Below are 18,533 nucleotides of genomic sequence, written 5' to 3' on the forward strand. Positions count from 1 at the left end.
AAACTGTTGATGCTGCACCTGAATGAACCTGCCCCCACCACAAGCAGGTGGCGTGAAATACTTGAGAAAGACTTTTTCCCCCTCAACCGTCGGCGCGATATCGATGGGCTGCGTGGCCTTGCCATTGCCCTTGTGGTCCTGTTCCATGCAGGCTGGCTGCAGGGCGGCTTTATCGGCGTCGATATTTTTGTGGTGATCTCGGGCTATTTCATGGGGCGCTCGGCGCTCATGCAGCATCCGTTCCAGCCCCTGCGGTTTGTCTGCCGCAGGCTCTACCGCCTGCTGCCAGCGCTGGTGTGCATGATTGGCCTTGTCTCGGCGGGCATGCTGTGGTGGGTCCTGCAGAGTGACCGGGCCGATATTGCCATCAACGGGGCCTATGCGCTGGTATATCTGTCCAACATATGGGCTTCGGGGCATGTCGGGTATTTCCAGGGGCAGAGCATTGCCTACCCGTTCCTGCACACATGGTCGCTCTCACTGGAAATGCAGTTCTATACCATCATCTTCCTGATGGCGCTGCTGCTGCCGCTGACAAATCACCGCAAGCTGATGCTCTCGGGCATTTTCACCGCCTCGATGGCATTTTGCGCATGGAGCTACGTCAAGGGCGATACGCAGGCCTATTACAATATATTCGACCGGCTGTGGCAGTTTTCACTTGGCGCCATGATCTGGGTATTTCCGCGCCCGCGCCTTTCCCCGGTTGTTGCCAATATTGTCTATGCGGTGGCGCTGGCAGTCATCGTGGGGGCAGGGCTGTTCTATACCCTTCAGTTCGCCTGCCCGTCCTACATGACCATTTTCCCCTGCGTTGCCGTAGCCATCATCATCATGCTGCCCGAAACGCAGGTGGGCAGACTGTGCCTCGTGCCCATTTCACCGCTCGGGGTCATTTCGTATTCGGTCTATCTGTGGCACTGGCCGGGCATCGTGGTGGCGAATTACCTGTTCTTCTTCCAGGTGCATGGATGGATGATGGCGGCCGTGCTGGGCATCGTTCTTGTCATCAGTGTGCTGAGCTACGTGTTCGTTGAGCGGACCGGGCTTGATTATGAGGACCGGGTTGCGGTTTCCGCGCGCAACCGTGGCGCCGTGCTGCTTGTGGGCGCGTGCATGACGCTGGCCGCGATCCTGTTCTATATCTCTTATGTGTCCCGTGTTCATTAGACACGACATAAAGGGACGATACCAGATCGCCAGCACGCTGCGTGCGGGGCGTGGGTGGCGGCGCGCGCCTGCTGCCTGGGTCATGGCGCCGCAGTCCATGCGCCCGGCAGGCAGCACGATGCGGTTCATCTGCGGCATGATGGCAGGGGTCATCCTGTCTGGCGAAATCATGCAGTCCGCCAACGCGCAGGCCCCGCAGACCGGTCCCGCCACCGATGGCACAGCCATCACGGTCACGCCCACGCAGGATCAGGATGCCGAACGCGCGCACATGGCGCATGCTGCCGCCGTGCTCGAGCTGCTGCTCAACCAGGGCTATTACTGGCTGGGCCGGCATAACCTTGAAAAGGCGCATGAAACGATAGAACGCTCGCTTTCGCTCGAGCCCAATAACCCTGAAGCCCTCTACCTGCAGGGCCGCCTGCTCATGGCGCAGGGCAATGCGGCGCAGGCTTCGGCCGCGCTGGCCCGGCTGGAGCGCAATGGCGCGGCGCCGGGTCTGGTGGCTGACCTCAAGGCACAGATACAGGCTGGCCCCATAGACCCCCAGGGCTTGGCCGAGGCCCGCGCCCTTGCAGCAGCGGGCAAGATGATGCCGGCCATGTTCAAATACAAGGCGCTGTTCAAGAATGGCGATCCGCCACCCGATCTGGCGCTGGAATATTACCGCGTGCTGGGGGCCACCATTCTGGGCCGTCAGGAGGCCCAGACCAAGCTGACCGCCTGGGTGCAGCGCAACCCGCGCGATCTCGACGCCCGGCTGCTGCTGGACCGGATCCTGACCTATCGTGTCACGTCGCGCCCCGAAGGGCTGGATGGCCTGCGCGAACTCGTCCGCTCCAACGCCCCTGCGCCAATTCGGGAAGGGGCGGTTGCCGCATGGCGCGAGGCGCTGTTGTGGGAGCCGATCACAGGCCCCACCATTCCGCTTTACAATGAATGGCTCGGCCTGCACCCCGATGATGCGGAGGTGACCGAACTGCTGCACAAGGCGCAGGAAACACAGAACGGCATTGATGCCGCTACCGCCCACCAGGAGGGTTATGCACTGCTGGCCCACCATAACCTGGAAGGCGCATCGCAACGCTTCCACCATGCCCTTGCCCTCAATGCCCATGATGCCGATGCTCTGGGCGGGCTGGGGCTGGTGGCGCAGGCCCGGCAGCAGCCCGCGCAGGCCATACAGTATTTCCTGCAGGCGATACAGGCAGACCCGGACTCCGCCCCCCACTGGCGGGCTGCCATCAAGGCACTGCAATCTGGCGCGGGCGGCGGGGGCGTGGACCCGCTGGTGGTGCGGATACTGCAGGCCATCAATGACGGGCACTATGATACCGCGCGCACCACACTCGTAGCTCTGGGTCGCCGCCCCGGCAGCAGGCTTACTTTCCTGTCGCTGGAAGGCATGCTTGAGCGCAAGCAGGGGCATGACGCGGAAGCCGAGCGCATCTACCGTGAAATCCTGGCCCAGGCGCCAGGCAATGCCGATGCGCTGTTCAATCTGGGCGGCATCCTGATCCAGACCGGGCGCGGAGCGGAAGCGCAGGATATCATCGCCCGCCTCAAACCCCTGCGCCCGGCGCTGGCAACCTACCTGCAGGCCGCCGACCTGTCCGCCCGCGCCGACAGCACACGCGACCCTGATGAACGCGTAGCCCTGCTGCGCGAGGCCGCGGCCCTTGAACCCACGGACCCGTGGCTCCGCCTCAAGCTTGCCCATGCCCTTGATGATGCAGGCGGCCATGTTCAGGCGCAGAGCCTGATGGATGACCTGACAAACGCAAAATCCGTCACGCCAGATGACCTGCAGGCCGGGATCATCTACGCCATGGGCCAGCATGACCTGAATACGGCCGAGCGCCTGATGGCGCGCCTGCCTTCTGGCGGGCGGAGCACTGGCATGGCCAGCATTGCCAGCCAGATTGATCTTGCCCACCGCATACAGGCGCTCAACCGCGCGCCGCGCGCGGATAATGCCGCCCTCGTGGCGCTGGCCGACCAGCCCGACCCCACGGGCGACCGGGGCGTGCAGATTGCTGGCGCCCTGCTTGACCGCCATGCCACGCGGGAGGCCCAGCAGGTGCTGGCCGAGGAAGAGCGCCTGACCCAGCCACCCAAGCCTGCGCAGATGCTGGCCTATGCCGGGCTGTACCTGCGCCTGCATGCCACGTTCGACACCACGCGCTGCCTCAGCGCCTTTGATGCGATGGCACGCGACTACCCCGGCTCGGTCACGCCAGAACAGTTGCATATAAGAAACGACATTGCCATCGGCCTCACCATCATGACCGCCGATGAATTTGACCGTTATGGCCAGACCACGAAGGCCTATCAGGTACTCGCCCCCATACTGCGCGCCCACCCGGACTCAGCCGAGGCCCATCTGGCCATGGGCCGGATATACCAGGCACGCAACATGCCCGCCCGCGCGCTCGAGGAAGACCAGATTGCGCTCCGCCTCAAGCCGCACAATATTTACGGCCTTGCCGCCGCCGCGCGTGATGCGGGCGGTACGAACCAGGTAGCGCTCGCACGCGGCTATGCCGACCGCCTGGCGCATGAAGACCCCGATGGCCCGATGAGCTGGGAAGTGCGCTCCGATGTCGATCGCGTGGCGGGCAATACGCGCGCGCAGCTCGCCGATGTGGAACACGCCCGCCGCGCCCAGCGCACGCTTGATGGCGAAGGCACCTATGCAGGCCATGAAAGCTTCCTGCCGGATTATCGCTGGCCATTCATCGACAGCAATTATATCGACCTGCAGGGCGCGACACTGCCTGCAACCTATCATTACATCCCCGAAGATGACGGGGCCGAGGCCATGGATCGGCAGATCGTCTACCTGCGTGATTCCATCTCGCCACAGCTCGACGCCAACAGCTTCGTGCGCAGCCGCACAGGCGTTGCAGGGCTGGGGCAACTGACGGAATTCGCCATTCCCATCACCGGCACGCTGCCGTTTGAATCATGGGAGCACCGGCTGTCCTTCTCGGTCACGCCCACGCTGCTGTTTACCGGTGATGCGCTGAACAATGCCTATTCAGCCCACCAGTTTGGCACCTATTCCGTCAATGGCGCCCTGCCGGGGGCATACCATCATTACTACACGCAGGGCGTGGGGCTGAGCCTGAACTACGTCAATCACTGGTTCTCGGCCGATGTGGGGTCTTCGCCGCTGGGCTTTCCCATCACCAACGTGGTGGGGGGCGTGGAATTCGCGCCGCGCCTGACCCGTAACCTTGGCCTGCGCATAAGCGGGGGCCGCCGCATGGTCACGGATAGCGAACTGTCCTATGCGGGCATGCATGATCCCGGCACGAACCGGGTGTGGGGCGGGGTGACACGCATGTTCGGCCACGGCGCGCTGGAATGGTCTGCGCCGGGGTGGAACATCTATGCCGGTGGCGGCTTTGCCTATCTGGATGGCACGCATGTGCAGAGCAATACAGAGGTGGAGGCTGGCGCCGGCGGCACCGCCACGGTATGGCAGGCCCACAACCGGCAGTGGCTGCGCGTGGGGCTCGACCTCATGTATTTCGGCTACAAGCGTGACAGTTACTTCTTTACATGGGGGCAGGGCGGCTACTTCTCACCACAGCAGTATTACGGCGCGATGGTACCGGTTGAATGGTCGGGACATAACAAGCGATGGACGTGGTTCCTGCGCGGTGAGGCGGGCTTCCAGCATTATCACAGCAATGGAGCGCCCTATTACCCGACAAGTGCAGGCCTGCAGCAGCTTGCGGCCTCGAACCCGCCTGACGAATATTCAAGCAGTGGCGCGAGCGGTCTTGCGGGCAACATACGCGGGCGCATTGTCTATCAGTTTACCCATCGGCTGCGGGTGGGCATGGAAGGCGGCTACAGCCGGGCAGGCAACTGGTCTGAAACCAGTGGCATGTGGATGGCGCATTACGCATTTGACGGTCAGTAATACACTCAAACCGGGGCAGGTTCATGCCCTACACTTCATATCCGGGAACAGCATTACATGGAAACGCGCGGAAGAGTTCTGGCCTGCATCACCGCCATGGCAACCCTTGGCCTGCCTGCCCTTGGGGTAGTGGCACAATGCCCGGCTGATGACCATAAAGGTGGAGAAACCTGCATTCCGGCCAATAGCGCCGTCAATACAGGGCTGAACCGCCCGCCCGGTGCGAATGACGACGTGAGCAGCGGTTACGCGCCAGGCGACCTGTGGCAGGCGGCAGGCCACGTGTGGCGCGCAACCACGCTTACGCCAGGGGCCGCGCAGTGGACGGCCGTGCCCACATCGCATGCCCCAGCGGATACCTTTGGCCCGCATGCCGTTTTTGCCGGTGGGCCTACGCGGATGGTCAGCACCTATTCCGGCCCCGCCGTGGATATCGAGACGACAGCAGGCGGCCAGACGGTTGCCACCACGCTGAACATACGCCCTGATGGCACGCTTGATACGGCCTCCCTCAATCGCGTTCTTGCCGCGCGGGATGCGGGCACCTTCGCCACAGTAACCCGCGTGTATGACCAGACCGGGCACGGCAACCACCTTGTGGCGACGCCGGGGCGCCATGTGGTGCATATCGGCGCGGTGCAGGTTTCGGGGCAGGAGACCCTGTCCTGGGGTGAAATTAACGGGCCGGGCGGTCTTGTACTGCCGCAGACGCTCAAGGTACCCACCAACAGCTTCTTTTTTGGCACCACGGGCACCTATGCCTCGTCCAATTCCGGTTATTCGGCCTTTCCCGTGCCGCTCATGCTGGGGCAGCAGGGGCAGGAGTTCAAGGTATTCATGGGCAGCTACACGCTCGATGGCTTCGTGCATGTGGCTGACATGCGCAGCCCGGACCAGCGCACGGACCTTATCATCAGCAATGATCCCGCCGCCTTTGGCCTGAGCGCAACACCGGCGGGCTACCGGCTTGAAAACGGCAACAACCACGTCGTGCTTGGCGGGGCGCTGCCCGAGGGGTCGTTTTCTGGCGGGTATATCGGGTATAATGCCGATGGCGGCGACTGGTTTGAACAGGGGCGCAACACCGGGCAGTGGACTGGTATCGTCATTGCAGATCAGGCCGCCACGGCCAGGCAGGAGCAGGACTTTGAAGCCGCTGCCGCCGTGGCGGGCAACCACATGCCGCAGCTACGGGATACGTTCGTCGCCATTGGCGATAGCCGGACGGAAGGCTTCGGCCTGAGCGATGGCACGAACTGGCCCTATCTCATGCAGCGTTACGCCCGCTACAAAAGCTACAATTTTGCCGTATCAGGCGCCACGACCAAGCAGATGCTGGACATGGTGCCCGCAGCAGAAGCGCTGGCCCGCCATCCCGGCCGCAAGGTTGCGGTCGTGTTTGGCGGCTTCAATGACCACCTGCACCAGATCGGCACCGGCGAGACGGTGCGTAACCTCGGGCAGATCACCAGACGCCTGAAAAAGGCCGGCTATCACGTTGCGCTCCTTGATGAGACCATGACACAGGGCGCACCGCGCACCGCGGTGCACAATGCGGTCGAGGATGGCAAGATCCCTGCTGATATCGAACTCGATCTTTTCTCCACCGGCGAACCTCTTTCCGATGTGCTTGACCAGACAAAATGGCTTGCCGATACCACACACCCCAACCAGGCCGGGCATGACATCATCGCCCGCAACGTGTGGCAGAATATCGCCAATTCTCTTGGCCAGTAAAAACGCCATACGCCTGTAGGGAACAGTTTTCACATGCCGCCTTTTACCAAAAAGGCGGCATTTTTCATAAACGGCCCGAAAAGGCCGCCCTGAACAGTGCTGATGATGCTGTTCCCGACAGGGCCGGGCCACCACAACGCCACGCCATCATTTTATAAATATTCCATAAAATTACTTGCCGTAGGGTGATATTCTCACCGCAATCATTAAGGGCAGCCCTGCTTTTCAGGACAGGAATTTGATGCAGTCTTTGGAAATGACGAACAGGTTTGGCTGGGGAACACGCGGTACGGAAACAGTATCGGACAAGCCACAAGACTGGCTGGCGCGTCAACTGCGCGGCCCTGATGCCGCCCGCTTTACCGGCGTGGGCACCACGGCGGATGGGCTGGTTGCGCTGCGCACGCAACGCATGAACCGGATGCAGGGCAACCTGCTCGTCAAACCGATCTTTCAGGCCGAGGTGGCAACTCAGCTCGACAACCTGCTCCTGACCCGCCAGCCTTTTCGTGAGCGGCTGGCATGTTTCTGGTTCAACCATTTTACCGTCAGCCTGCGCCAGGGCGGCACGCGCGCGATCATTGGCGCCTATATGCGCGAAGCCATAAGGCCGCATGTAACCGGCCGGTTCGTGGACATGCTGCTCGCCGTCATGCGCCATCCGGCCATGCTGATGTATCTTGATAACACCTCCTCCATCGGGCCGGACAGCCCGGCGGGGCGCAGGGGGCATCGCGGCCTGAACGAGAACCTGGCGCGCGAATGCCTCGAACTCCACACCCTCTCGCCACAGGGTGGCTACACGCAGGCCGATGTCACGGCCTTTGCCGCCATCCTGACCGGGTGGGGCGTGGACCTCAAGACGGACCGGCCCGGCTTTGTCTTCCGGGAAAAGGCGCATCAGCCCGGCACCAAGACCCTGATGGGCCACCGCTTTGGAGAAGGCGAGGAAGGCGGCCTGCAGGCGCTGCATTTTCTGGGCACGCACCCGGCCACCTACCACCATATTGCCACCCGGATGGTTACCCATTTCATAACCGACACGCCTGATGAGCATGATGTCATGCAGGTCAGCCGGGTATTGCAGCAGACGGGGGGCGACCTGACTGCCGCCGCCCTGGTGTTGCCCACGCTGGTTGATGCGACACCGGAGGGCGGCAAATTCCGCTCGCCCATGGATTATGCCACGGCAGTGATGCGCGCGCTCTCGATGGGGGGCACGCCAAGCCCGCCGGATGATCCCCATTCGCCCGCGCATACACTGTTTGCGGCCTTTGCCGCGCTGGGCCAGCCATTATGGACCGCACCGCTGCCCAATGGCTGGAGCGACCGCGCTGCTGACTGGGGGGCACCTGCCGACATGCTGGCCCGCAGCGACTGGGCCTGGCAGATGGCAGGACAGGTGCGCGACGGTGACCCGCTGGATATTGCCCATGCCGTGCTTGGCCCCGCACTCCGGCCACAGACGGTAACCGCCATGCAGCATGCAGGCTCAAGGCAGGATGCGCTGACGCTTCTGTTCTCCTCACCCGAATTCCAGAGGCGTTAATTCATGTTGATCCCTCGTCGCACGGCCCTGCTGGGCCTTGCCACAGGCTGGGCGCTGGGGCGTGCCGCGCTGGCCATGGCAGCCCCGTCCAGCCATGAAGATGATCCGCGCCTTGTTGTCATTGTCATGCGCGGGGCGCTTGATGGCATGTCCGCCGTCACCCCCTATGGCGACCCGAGCCTTGCCAGCCATCGCCGCGCGCTTGTCCTGCCCGAGCCGGGAGCAGCTAAGGGGCTGCTCGATTTAGGCGGTTTTTACGGGCTGCACCCGGCACTGCAGAACATGCATGCGCTTTATGCTGCAGGCCAGTTGCTGCCGGTGCATGCCGTGGCGGGAAATTATCGCAGCCGTTCGCACTTCGAGGCGCAGGACTACCTTGAAAGTGGCGCGGATGCACGCATGGATAGCGGCTGGCTCAACCGGGCCGTATCGCTCATGCCCCAGCACGATGCGGGGCCGGATGGCTACGGCCTGGCCATGGGGCTGACCGTGCCACTGCTGCTGCGTGGCCCGGCCGAGGTGGGCTGTTACGCGCCTGCGGCCAGCCATCACCCTGACCCTGATCTGTACCGCCAGATCGCGGCCCTCAACGCTGATGATCCGGTCACGGGCCCCGCGCTTCGCAATGCCCTGCAGGCCCGAGGTTTTTCCGATACCGTGATGGAAAGCAGCGCGCCCGCTTCTACCGCCGCGCGCAAGGGCAGCAGGCCCGATGCGTTCCTCACCCTTTCAACCGCGGCAGGCCGCATGCTGGCCAACCGGCGCGGCCCGCGCATCGCCGCGCTTGAAATTGGGGGATGGGACACCCATGCGCGGCAGGTTGAACGCCTTGGCCGCCCCCTGACGCAGCTCGACCGGGGGCTTGCCGCCCTGCGTAATGGCCTTGGCCCGGCATGGTCGCGCACCGTCGTGCTGGCCATGACCGAGTTCGGCCGCACCGTGCGGATCAATGGCACGGGCGGCACGGATCATGGCACGGGCACGGTTGCCTTTATTGCGGGTGGCGCCGTGGCAGGGGGGCGGGTAGCAGGCACATGGCCCGGCCTGCGCCCGGAGCAACTGTTTGAAAACCGCGACCTTGCCCCCACGACCGACCTGCGTTGTGTTGCAGCAGGGCTGTTGTGCGATCATTTGCGGCTGAAGCCTGCGGGCATGGCCACGGTCTTTCCCGGTGCGGCCGTAACGCCGATGCATGGATTAATCCGTCAGGCATGAAGGACGAGGCGCATTTTTGGTGAATCTTGTTTCAAAAGCTTCACCAAAAATATCTCATGTTTCCCACTCACGCGCCATGCCGCCATCGCGCGGGCGATGCCGGCGCTTGAGAGGGGGATCTGATGATATCGAGCCGTATGTCGCAATTCATCTCCTGACCCTGCATGTTTTCACGGTACGGGCAGGGCAGGCCAGTCAGACCGGATGGGTCGCCCCCATGGCCGGGTCCGTGCGCCCTGGCAGCCCGGTCTCGATGCGCCCTGCGAACTGATACAGCAGTTCCGGTTCATCGGCACTCGACATGGTGAGATCATACCACAGCATGCCCTGCGTCAGGTCGAACGCCACGTTCACGCTGCCGCCAGAGGCCACATGCACCCTGCGCGTGATGCCGGAGGGCGCCATGGAGCAGGTCAGCTTCGCGTGTCTCGTGCCATGATTGCTTATGGTCACGACCAGATCCTGCCCCGGCCCACGCAGGTAGGTGCAGGCCGCCTGTAGCCGCAGGCCGCCCTTCCTGCCGCTATAGCGCCGGTAAAAGCCGTTGGGGGCATGCACGTCCACATCATAGACTTCGTTGTGGAAGGTGGACTGGGCAAACGCCACGTCAAGCGCATCGCCTGCCGCCACGGCGTAAGTGCCTGCCTGCATGCCGCTTTCCGATGCGATGCCGTGGCGATGGATATTGAACGGCACGCCAGCAGCACGGGCGCCAAAGCGGGTCCTGCCCGCGCGCAGGTGCACGCTCACCTGCCTGCCATCAGCCGAGACCCCGCCATCGCAATACGGCTCATAGGGCAGGGGGGAGGCGACCCGCGTGCCGGTTTCCTGCGCCACGCTTTCGCGCATTTTGGCCGGATCGGTGCGCAGGGTGGCAATCGTAGCCGCATCGAGGGCCTGATAGCCACCGGGCAGGGGCCGGTTGCGCGCGCTCTCGATGGTGTGCAGATACGCATTACGCTCAAGAAAGGGCAGGTGCGGCACGCTGCCATCATAGGGGCGGAAGCATGAGGTAAGGTCGCCACTGATGGCCCGCCGCCACGGCGAGATATTGGTCTCGGTCACATCCTTGCCGAATTTGCCCCGCACGAAGGTCTCAAGGAAACGCAGCGTGGAGGTATGCTCGAACAGTTGCGAATTGACCCATCCGCCCCGGCTCCAGGGCGAGGCGATGACCATCGGCACGCGAAAGCCCAGCCCGATCGGCCCGCTGCGCGCCAGGCGCTCGGGCACGCCGCGATCGATTTCATCCTGCGCGCTCGTATATTCCAGCCCCTTCTGGCCAATGCTGCGCGATGATGCGCCGGTTTCGGGCCGGGCGGGATCAGGCGCGGCGTAGGAACAGCAATGGTCAAAATACCCGTCATTTTCATCATAGGTCATGATGAAGATGGTTTTTTTCCATACCTCGGGGTTTTCGGTCAGGATATCCATGATTTCAGACACGTACCACGCCCCGTACCACGGCGAGGTCGGATGATCGGAGAAATGCTCGGGCGCTGCCAGCCATGACACGGTGGGCAGCCTGCCTGTTCTGACATCCTCGCGAAACTGATGCAGCACATCGCCCTTGGGCGCCTGCATGTGGATGGCTTTTCTGCCATCGTGGAATTTCAGTTTTTCGAGCTTGCGGTAGTGCCTGTCGCCCGTGTTGGTCACGAACGCCTTCTCGAACAGGGCGCGTTCCGCCGGTGTCAGTTTTTCAGGCGTCTCGCCCGCAACAGCACGGCGGCGCGTGAGCACGGCCAGCAGGCTGCGCGCTTCGGCCAACTGTTCGGCATGCGTGCCAGACACAAGCATTTCATGCGTGTTCAGCCGATCGATATGGGACTGGCACTCGCTGATGCGCTCCTCAAGCCACGTGCCAAAACCGGGATTGGCCGTGACATGGTACTGATCGAAACATTCCAGTACATTGCACCCGAAATTGGACAGCCATGCCCGCTCGGGCGCACTCATGCCACCAGCCTGCGAGAGTTCGTTCTGGTAGAATTTCCACGAAACGCCTGCCTGTTCCAGCCGCTCGGGGAAGGTCCGCCACGTCATGCCACCTTCAAGGATTTCACCATTACGCATGTACACATTCGACGTGGGATCCTGCCGGTCGCGCACCGTGCCGGTCCAGAACAGCAGCCGGTTGGGGGTGGTGCTGGTCATGGCGCCACAGTAATTCTGGTCACATACGGTAAAGGCATCGGCCAGGGCATAGTAAAAGGGCAGATCCTCGCGGGTATAATGACCCATGGTCAACGGATAATGGGCATAGTCCTTGTGGTGCGACTTCTTGGCGTCGATCCATCGGTCATGGCCGCCATTGTTCCATGCATCGACCTGGCTGTCGCGGGAATGGGGGATGGAACCCATCCATGTCACGCGGGTATCACGAATGTTGAGCCGCCACGGCAGGTAGGTCTCGCCTGACTGGCTGGACTGCACAAAAGCCGGATTACCGTTGGGCAGGCGCATGGCACGCGGGTCATTGAATCCGCGCACGCCCTGCAGGGTGCCAAATACATGATCAAAAGAGCGATTTTCCTGCATCAGGATCACGACATGCTCGGCATCCTGCCAGGTGGACCCCACCTCGGGCGCAATGGCAAAGGCCCGCCCGATGGAAGCGGGCAGGCGGGAAGATGCACCCGCAGCACCCGTGAGGAGGGCATATTTCAGGAAATCTCTACGTGTCGTCATGATTGGCTCGTGCATGAAGGAATCTTGTTTCGGTGCCCTCTGACCATGGCTTGAACAGGGGGCCAGCCGTGAAGGCAAGCGATTGCATGCTGATATGGTCATGCGTCAGCGTACCGACAGTGCCGGGCATGGCGTGAGAGACCATCATTGCGCGTGAAGTAAAGCTCTTTGCATTGCCCTGGGGTGTTCCGGCACAAGTCTCAACGGGGTTTCTCTAACAAATTCATTATCCGGTTTATATACTGCTCCATTCCATTTCATTTTAACTTCATTCAATATTCTTAAAAAATTCATATCTGGATATGTGCTCATGGCAGCAACGAAAAAGAGAGGGAGAGGCATCGGGCAATGCCATGCGTCATTTGCCTGAAAAGGTGAGAACCGGGCCGTAATCCTCTTCCGATTCAGATACGACAATATCGAATTCCTTGCCCGGAAATCCTGCATGCAGGGCCAATATACAGCATCTTTACAATAAATGGGCAGAAAGGCGGACATCATGACCTAACATTTTATTGTCATGATCAATAATATCATAAACGTGTACATGATTGATCATGCTCTCCACGCCCTTCATGTTTCTCAGCACACTCATCCATCGGGCAAAACTGTCTTTTGTAAACTGGATGCCCAGAAACACGCTGCCCTCGTAATCCATGAATTCTGGCAAAAGCAGCCTGCCTATGGCCAGCACGTCAACGCCGGTGCTGTTAGAAGCGATATGGGGCAGCCATGGCTGGCTCAAGGGCGCCTGTCGCTTCTGTTTGCCTGTATAGGCGGATTTGTCACCACGCGGCATGATCCATGCTCCCGTCCATGCGTTTGCCAGGGCTCTGGTGCGGTGGCGCATGCAAGCCCCACCTGCATGACAATGCGGGATCAGGGCAAAAGTTTTTACAGGGCCACCTGCCGGGCTGTTACACTTTGAGAGGGGCATATCAGGTATTGCAGAGGCTCTTTTCTCGCTATTGCGCGGCAGGGGGTGTAGAAGCAGGCCCTCATCCTGATGGAAGATCTCTATGACGACCGTGTGCCGGACTATCGCCATTTCACCACAGCAGGATCCTCCCGTTCCCATGTGCCCCAGCCCCGATCGGGGAGGCCGTTGCGATCATGCGAAGGAGGCACGCCAAAGGATTTCATCATGATGACCGATGCCTGCAAGGTCCTGATGATCTTCCCGCTTTTCAATGCCAATTCATTCTGGAACTACAAGGAGGCCTGCGATCTGGCGGGCGCGCGCTACCCTGCGGCCCCGCTTGGCCTGGTCACGGTCGCGGCCCTGCTGCCCCAGCACTGGCAGATACGGCTGGTCAACCGCAATACCGAAGACCTGACCGACGCCGATCTTGACTGGGCCGACATGGTCATGACCGGCGGCATGCTGCCGCAGCGCAATGATGCGCTGCACATCATCGCGCAATGCCATGCGCGCGGCAAGCCGGTGGTGGTGGGCGGCCCCGATGTGACGTCGAGCCCGCCGCTTTACAGCGCCGCCAATTTTCAGGTTCTGGGCGAGGCCGAGGAGATCATGGATGATTTCGTTGCGGCCTGGCGCAGCGGCGCGCGGCAGGGCGTGTTTGAAGCGCCAATGGGCAAGACGGATGTTACAAAAAGTCCGTTGCCGCGCTTTGATCTGCTCAAGCTTGACCAGTACCTGCATGTGGGCGTCCAGTTTTCACGCGGGTGCCCGTTCAGTTGCGAGTTCTGCGATATTATCGAACTCTATGGCCGGGTGCCGCGCACCAAGACCAATGCACAGGTCACGGCTGAACTTGATGCCCTGTACGCGCTTGGCTACCGCGGCCATGTCGATTTTGTTGATGACAACCTGATCGGCAATAAAAAGGCGCTCAAGAAATTCCTGCCCGACCTGAAGCGCTGGCAGGAGAAAAAGAAATTTCCCTTCGAATTTTCAACCGAGGCCTCCATCAACCTCGCTGATGACGCGGATCTGCTGCGCAGCCTGGCCGATACGAATTTCTTCGCCGTGTTCGTGGGCATCGAAAGCCCGGATACGGACTCCCTGGTGCTGATGCAGAAAAAGCAGAACACACGGCGCAGCCTGCAACAGAGCATCGACACGATCCATAAGGCCGGGATTTTCGTCAATGCGGGCTTCATCGTAGGGTTTGACAGCGAGAAGGGCAGTGTCGCCGCGGGCATGATCGAATGCATTGAGGATACCTCGATCCCGGTCTGCATGGTCGGCCTGCTTTACGCGCTGCCCACAACCCAGTTGACGCGCCGCCTGCTGGCCGAAGGGCGGCTGTTTTCGGGTAGTGAACAGACCCAGTCGGGCGATCAGTGCACCGCGGGCCTCAATTTCGAGACCAAACGGCCACGCCGCGACGTGCTGAGCGATTACAGGACGGTGCTCAAAACGATTTATGATCCGGTCGCCTATTTTGGCCGCGTGCGCAGGCTCGGCCGCATGCTCGGGCGCAAGCGCAGCCACCGGATGATCAAGGGCGACCTGCGCAGCTTCATGCGGCTTGTGCTGCGCATTCACCGCGCGGGGCCGGGCACGACAGGGCCATTTTGGCGGATGATGCTCGACTGCGCGCTGCATAACCCCAAAGCATTGCCCTATGTGGTCATGACCAGCGCGCTCTACCTGCATCTCGGGCCGTTTGCGCGGCAGGTTGTTGGCGAGATTGACGGTGAGATCGAGAATGTTGACACCGGCCACTGGCAGGCGCCGCCAATGCTCAAGCCTGTTCCGGCAGCGCTCGTGCCTGCCTGAGCAGGGCATGGGGTAAAAAGCTTCCGGTGACTGGCGCGGTGGCTGGCAGCACCGCCGCGCCAACGCATCATCAGGCTTTTGCAGCCTTCGCTGCGGCAGCCGCCGCGCGGGCCGCGTTCTTCTCTTCCTCGGTCCAGACCTTGCGCTCGCGTATTTTCGGCGGCTTGACCTGCTTGGCCGGGCCGCCACCCAGCACGGGGGGGCGCATGGTGGAGTTGCGCGCGGCCTCCGAATGCCAGGGGTGGTCGGCCTGCACGTCAAGCGGGCGGCCAATTTCACGTTCCACGCCATGCAGCCAGGCGCGCTGCTCGGCATCGCACAGCGTTATGGCAAAGCCCGTGCGGCCCGCGCGGCCGGTGCGGCCAATGCGGTGCACATAGCTTTCGGGCAGGCTGGGCAGGTCATGGTTGAACACATGCGTCACCGTATCGACATCAATGCCACGCGCCGCGATGTCGGTTGCCACCAGCACCTGTGCCGCGCCACACCGAAACGCCTCGAGCGCGCGCTCACGCTGCCCCTGTGACTTGTTGCCGTGCAGGGCCTCGGCTGTAATGCCCGCCTCGGTAATGAAGGCGCAGACCTCGTTGGCGATGTTCTTCTGCAGGGTAAAGACCACGGCCTGCCCCATGCCCGGCGTGCGCAGCAGTTCCAGCAGGGCGGCCTTCTTGTCTGCTGCATCGACAAACATGACCGACTGCTCGATCCGCTCCACTGTGGTGGAGGGCGGCGTAATCTCGACCCGGGCCGGATCGCGCAGCAGGCTCTCGGCCAGGGCCGTGATGGATTTGGGCATGGTGGCTGAAAACAGCACGGTCTGCCGGTCTGCGGGCAGGGTTGCGACAATACGCTCGATGGGCTTGGCAAAGCCCATGTCGAGCATCTGGTCGGCCTCATCAAGCACCAGTGCCTCAAGCTGCGACAGGTCGCATGCGCCTTGGGTGATCAGATCCAGCAGCCGCCCCGGTGTGGCTACGATGATGTCCACCCCCTCCCTGAGCGCATTGATCTGGTGGAACGGGCTGACGCCGCCAAAAATCGTCGTAATGCTGGGCTTGAGGTGCCGCCCGAAGCCTGTGAAGCCATCGGCGATCTGGGATACCAGTTCACGCGTGGGAGCCAGCACCAGCACGCGCGCGCCCCCTTTGGGGGCAGGGCGGGGGTTCATGGCAAGGCGATGGAGCAGCGGCAGCGCAAACGAGGCCGTCTTGCCCGTGCCGGTCTGGGCCATGCCCAGCAGGTCGCGGCCTGCGAGCAGCATGGGGATGGAGCCCGCCTGGATCGGGGTGGGGGTGGCGTAGCCCTCCTCGGCCAGGGCGCTGAGGAGTTCGGGCGCCAGGGCAAGATCGGCAAAGGTCATGGACATGGTCAAGCAGCGCCTCCGGCGCTCTGTAAAGGCTACGCCTGTTCGGGCTTCGCTGGTGCGGGAGGGCGGACTATTACGGGGGGCACCGTGCCACGTCAACGCAGCGCGGCAGGCCCGATGATGGTTTTTGCCCCCGCCCTGCACCATAACCCTCATGTTTTGGATGATGACCTGAAATGTGCTCCCGTCATGCCGCTTGCATGGAGTATCGATCTCATCACATGCAGGATAAGTGCACTCATGGTTCCTCCCATTCTTTCAGAAGCCGCATTGCTGCGGGGGCTGGCCCTTGCCCTGACAAGCGGAACGATACGCCGGAAGTCATGGCTGATGACCTGATCCCCCTGCTCGAGCAGGCCGCCGGGAAGGGCGATTGCGCGGCACGGGCGGCGTGGTTCCTCAAGGCCGCGCAGGCGGGTAATCGTGAAGCCATGTTTGAAACCGGCAAATGCTACCCTGACAGCCTGGAACTGGCCTTCTGTCAGCATGAACGCAACATGCGCACGGGGCAGGATGCTGGCAAAGACGATTTCTGAGCCTGCTTTTGCAAATTCGGCCTGCCGGGCAGAACTGTAACTTCAATATGCAAGACCTGGCGGGCGGGCAGGGCCAGTCACATTATCGACCAGCCTGCCAATCAGGAGCACGGAGTGCGTCCTGTGTCATGTTTTCAACAGGCGCGTCGGGCGCAGGGAACAGGGCGCGACAGGCCGGGCGAAGCTGTTCACGATTGGCCTGCAGGCAGGCGGCAATTTTCTTCTTGTTGGGGATGTCGTTTCCGCAGAATTTGAAAGCATCCCTTTCGCAGGCATGCGCTTCGCGCGCGCGGGTGGTTTCGGCTGCCTGGCATATGTTCATGCCAGACAGCACAAAAGCCGCGCCTGCCATCATGTTTATGAACGCCTTCGCGTTTCCGCATTTTTTCATTCTGGCACTCATAAACCGTTCCCTTCATTCCCATAAGAACCAAAGCCACCCTGCACATGGTCAGGCAGCCTGTTGCCGTTCACATAAACGATACGGTACCGTTTCTCAACAGCATGTACGAAACAGCCCGTCACGGTCCCGGTCAGGGGCATATGCCAGCAGGGGAGGGCAGTGCGGTTAACCGGTGCCAGAACTGCAAAAGGGCTTCTATCGCACCCTCTGCCACAAAGCCGGATTACCCCATTCGATCTGGCAGCTTTTCAACTGGTGGATGCGCAGGCACAATATTCACTCGATGCCGTAGCCCCACGGTTGAAGGGCATGCTGTTTCAGGTCACGGCCCGGAACCTGCTCAACCAGCGCACCATCCCAACTGCGCGGGGTCGATACCAGCTGTGCCCTATCGGCGCGAACCGTAATATGATCGGCAAGGCGACGTATAGATGGTAACGGATGCAAATTTTACCATGCGCGACACGTCCCGGTTGTGCGTGCCATGCAGAGGCAGAGTGAATGCAATCCAGTCAGCCTTTTTTACGCGCTGCTGCTTCGGTGTGACATGGCGTATTGTGTTCACGGGTAATTGAGACCGGAGGAAAGACGTGAGCCAGACGTGGGGTGATTTTCAGGCCGTCGTGCAGTTGTCAGCGGCCCTTAACGTGGCAATTCTCAGTTTTGTCGATATCAGCCTGCCGGCGATCAAGGAGCGGCGACGGGTCTTTGCCAAGGCACAGCAGGAACTGGGCATGTACCGCACGGCCCCGGCAAAGCTGGTCAGCGCGCAGCAACTCGAACGTGACTGCCAGATAGAGGAGGTGAACGAGAAGCTCTATCTGCTCTGGCAGGAAAGTGCCGACTACAGTAAAGAGGAAGACACGCTGGTCCATTATACCGGCGTGCTTGGCTTTCTGGGCGCGGTGCTCAGCCTCATCCTGTTGTGGTATTCGGCGGAGTGTTATGACACTGTTATTGGTGGGCTGGGACAGGCCGTGATCGCGCTGTCGTTCTGTTCGCTGGTGGTGGCGTTCATCATCAATTTCATGACGGCTTCGCAATCCAGTGTGTTTACCAAAAAATGCAATGACATCCGCGAACAGGCGCGGAAGAATCTGGGACAGCCGGCCAGTCCGCCAGCCAAGACATCCTGATGCGCGCGGCTACCATGACCAGGAGCCGGATGTAGTATCTGCATATAAAT

The 18,533-nt window shown here is 61.5% G+C and carries 13 protein-coding genes; 8 read left to right on the top strand and 5 right to left on the bottom strand.

Features of this window, described 5'->3' with window-relative positions:
- Positions 1-9 precede the first annotated feature (9 nt).
- The 5 genes from QEG70_RS02765 to QEG70_RS02785 all read left to right on the top strand — a co-directional run bounded on the left by QEG70_RS02765 (position 10) and on the right by QEG70_RS02785 (position 9,605).
- Positions 10-1,170, top strand: coding sequence for an acyltransferase family protein (locus tag QEG70_RS02765; RefSeq protein ID WP_308719252.1), 1,161 nt, complete (start codon positions 10-12; stop codon positions 1,168-1,170).
- A complete protein-coding gene (locus tag QEG70_RS02770) occupies positions 1,160-5,104 on the top strand; it encodes a cellulose synthase subunit BcsC-related outer membrane protein (protein WP_308719253.1) in 3,945 nt (1,314 codons plus the stop codon). Before QEG70_RS02765 ends, QEG70_RS02770 begins: the two co-directional genes overlap by 11 nt.
- A 57-nt stretch (positions 5,105-5,161) precedes the next feature.
- Positions 5,162-6,841, top strand: a complete 1,680-nt coding sequence (locus QEG70_RS02775; RefSeq protein WP_308719254.1) for an SGNH/GDSL hydrolase family protein — start codon at positions 5,162-5,164, stop codon at positions 6,839-6,841.
- Between the two features lie 241 nt (positions 6,842-7,082).
- Complete coding sequence (locus QEG70_RS02780) at positions 7,083-8,390, top strand: DUF1800 domain-containing protein (RefSeq protein WP_308719255.1); 1,308 nt, start codon at positions 7,083-7,085, stop codon at positions 8,388-8,390.
- 3 nt (positions 8,391-8,393) lie between these two features.
- Positions 8,394-9,605 (top strand): DUF1501 domain-containing protein, encoded by a 1,212-nt coding sequence (locus QEG70_RS02785; protein ID WP_308719256.1) that lies wholly within the window; start codon positions 8,394-8,396, stop codon positions 9,603-9,605.
- Positions 9,606-9,800: 195 nt separating this feature from the next.
- On the opposite strand, the gene QEG70_RS02790 is transcribed toward QEG70_RS02785, so the two are convergent.
- The 3 genes from QEG70_RS02790 to QEG70_RS02800 all read right to left on the bottom strand — a co-directional run bounded on the left by QEG70_RS02790 (position 9,801) and on the right by QEG70_RS02800 (position 13,146).
- Positions 9,801-12,296 (bottom strand): phosphocholine-specific phospholipase C, encoded by a 2,496-nt coding sequence (locus tag QEG70_RS02790; protein WP_308719257.1) that lies wholly within the window; start codon positions 12,294-12,296, stop codon positions 9,801-9,803.
- Positions 12,297-12,440: 144 nt separating this feature from the next.
- Complete coding sequence (locus QEG70_RS02795; protein WP_308719258.1) at positions 12,441-12,638, bottom strand: hypothetical protein; 198 nt, start codon at positions 12,636-12,638, stop codon at positions 12,441-12,443.
- 127 nt (positions 12,639-12,765) lie between these two features.
- A complete protein-coding gene (locus tag QEG70_RS02800; RefSeq protein WP_308719259.1) occupies positions 12,766-13,146 on the bottom strand; it encodes a hypothetical protein in 381 nt (126 codons plus the stop codon).
- 294 nt (positions 13,147-13,440) lie between these two features.
- On the opposite strand from QEG70_RS02800, the gene QEG70_RS02805 reads away from it, so the two are divergent.
- Positions 13,441-15,042 (top strand): B12-binding domain-containing radical SAM protein, encoded by a 1,602-nt coding sequence (locus QEG70_RS02805; RefSeq protein WP_475704679.1) that lies wholly within the window; start codon positions 13,441-13,443, stop codon positions 15,040-15,042.
- 70 nt (positions 15,043-15,112) lie between these two features.
- On the opposite strand, the gene QEG70_RS02810 is transcribed toward QEG70_RS02805, so the two are convergent.
- A complete protein-coding gene (locus QEG70_RS02810; protein ID WP_308719260.1) occupies positions 15,113-16,408 on the bottom strand; it encodes a DEAD/DEAH box helicase in 1,296 nt (431 codons plus the stop codon).
- 323 nt (positions 16,409-16,731) lie between these two features.
- Between QEG70_RS02810 and QEG70_RS02815 the strand changes: the two genes are divergently transcribed.
- Positions 16,732-16,944, top strand: coding sequence for a hypothetical protein (locus QEG70_RS02815; protein WP_308719261.1), 213 nt, complete (start codon positions 16,732-16,734; stop codon positions 16,942-16,944).
- Between the two features lie 82 nt (positions 16,945-17,026).
- Here QEG70_RS02815 and QEG70_RS02820 read toward each other — a convergent pair whose 3' ends face one another.
- Positions 17,027-17,347 (bottom strand): hypothetical protein, encoded by a 321-nt coding sequence (locus tag QEG70_RS02820; RefSeq protein WP_308719262.1) that lies wholly within the window; start codon positions 17,345-17,347, stop codon positions 17,027-17,029.
- Positions 17,348-17,937: 590 nt separating this feature from the next.
- On the opposite strand from QEG70_RS02820, the gene QEG70_RS02825 reads away from it, so the two are divergent.
- Positions 17,938-18,483: a hypothetical protein gene (locus QEG70_RS02825; protein WP_308719263.1), complete on the top strand. Its 546-nt coding sequence runs from the start codon at positions 17,938-17,940 to the stop codon at positions 18,481-18,483.
- Positions 18,484-18,533 lie beyond the last annotated feature (50 nt).

It is taken from the genome of Komagataeibacter xylinus, assembly GCF_031081985.1.
GTDB lineage: Bacteria > Pseudomonadota > Alphaproteobacteria > Acetobacterales > Acetobacteraceae > Komagataeibacter > Komagataeibacter xylinus_E.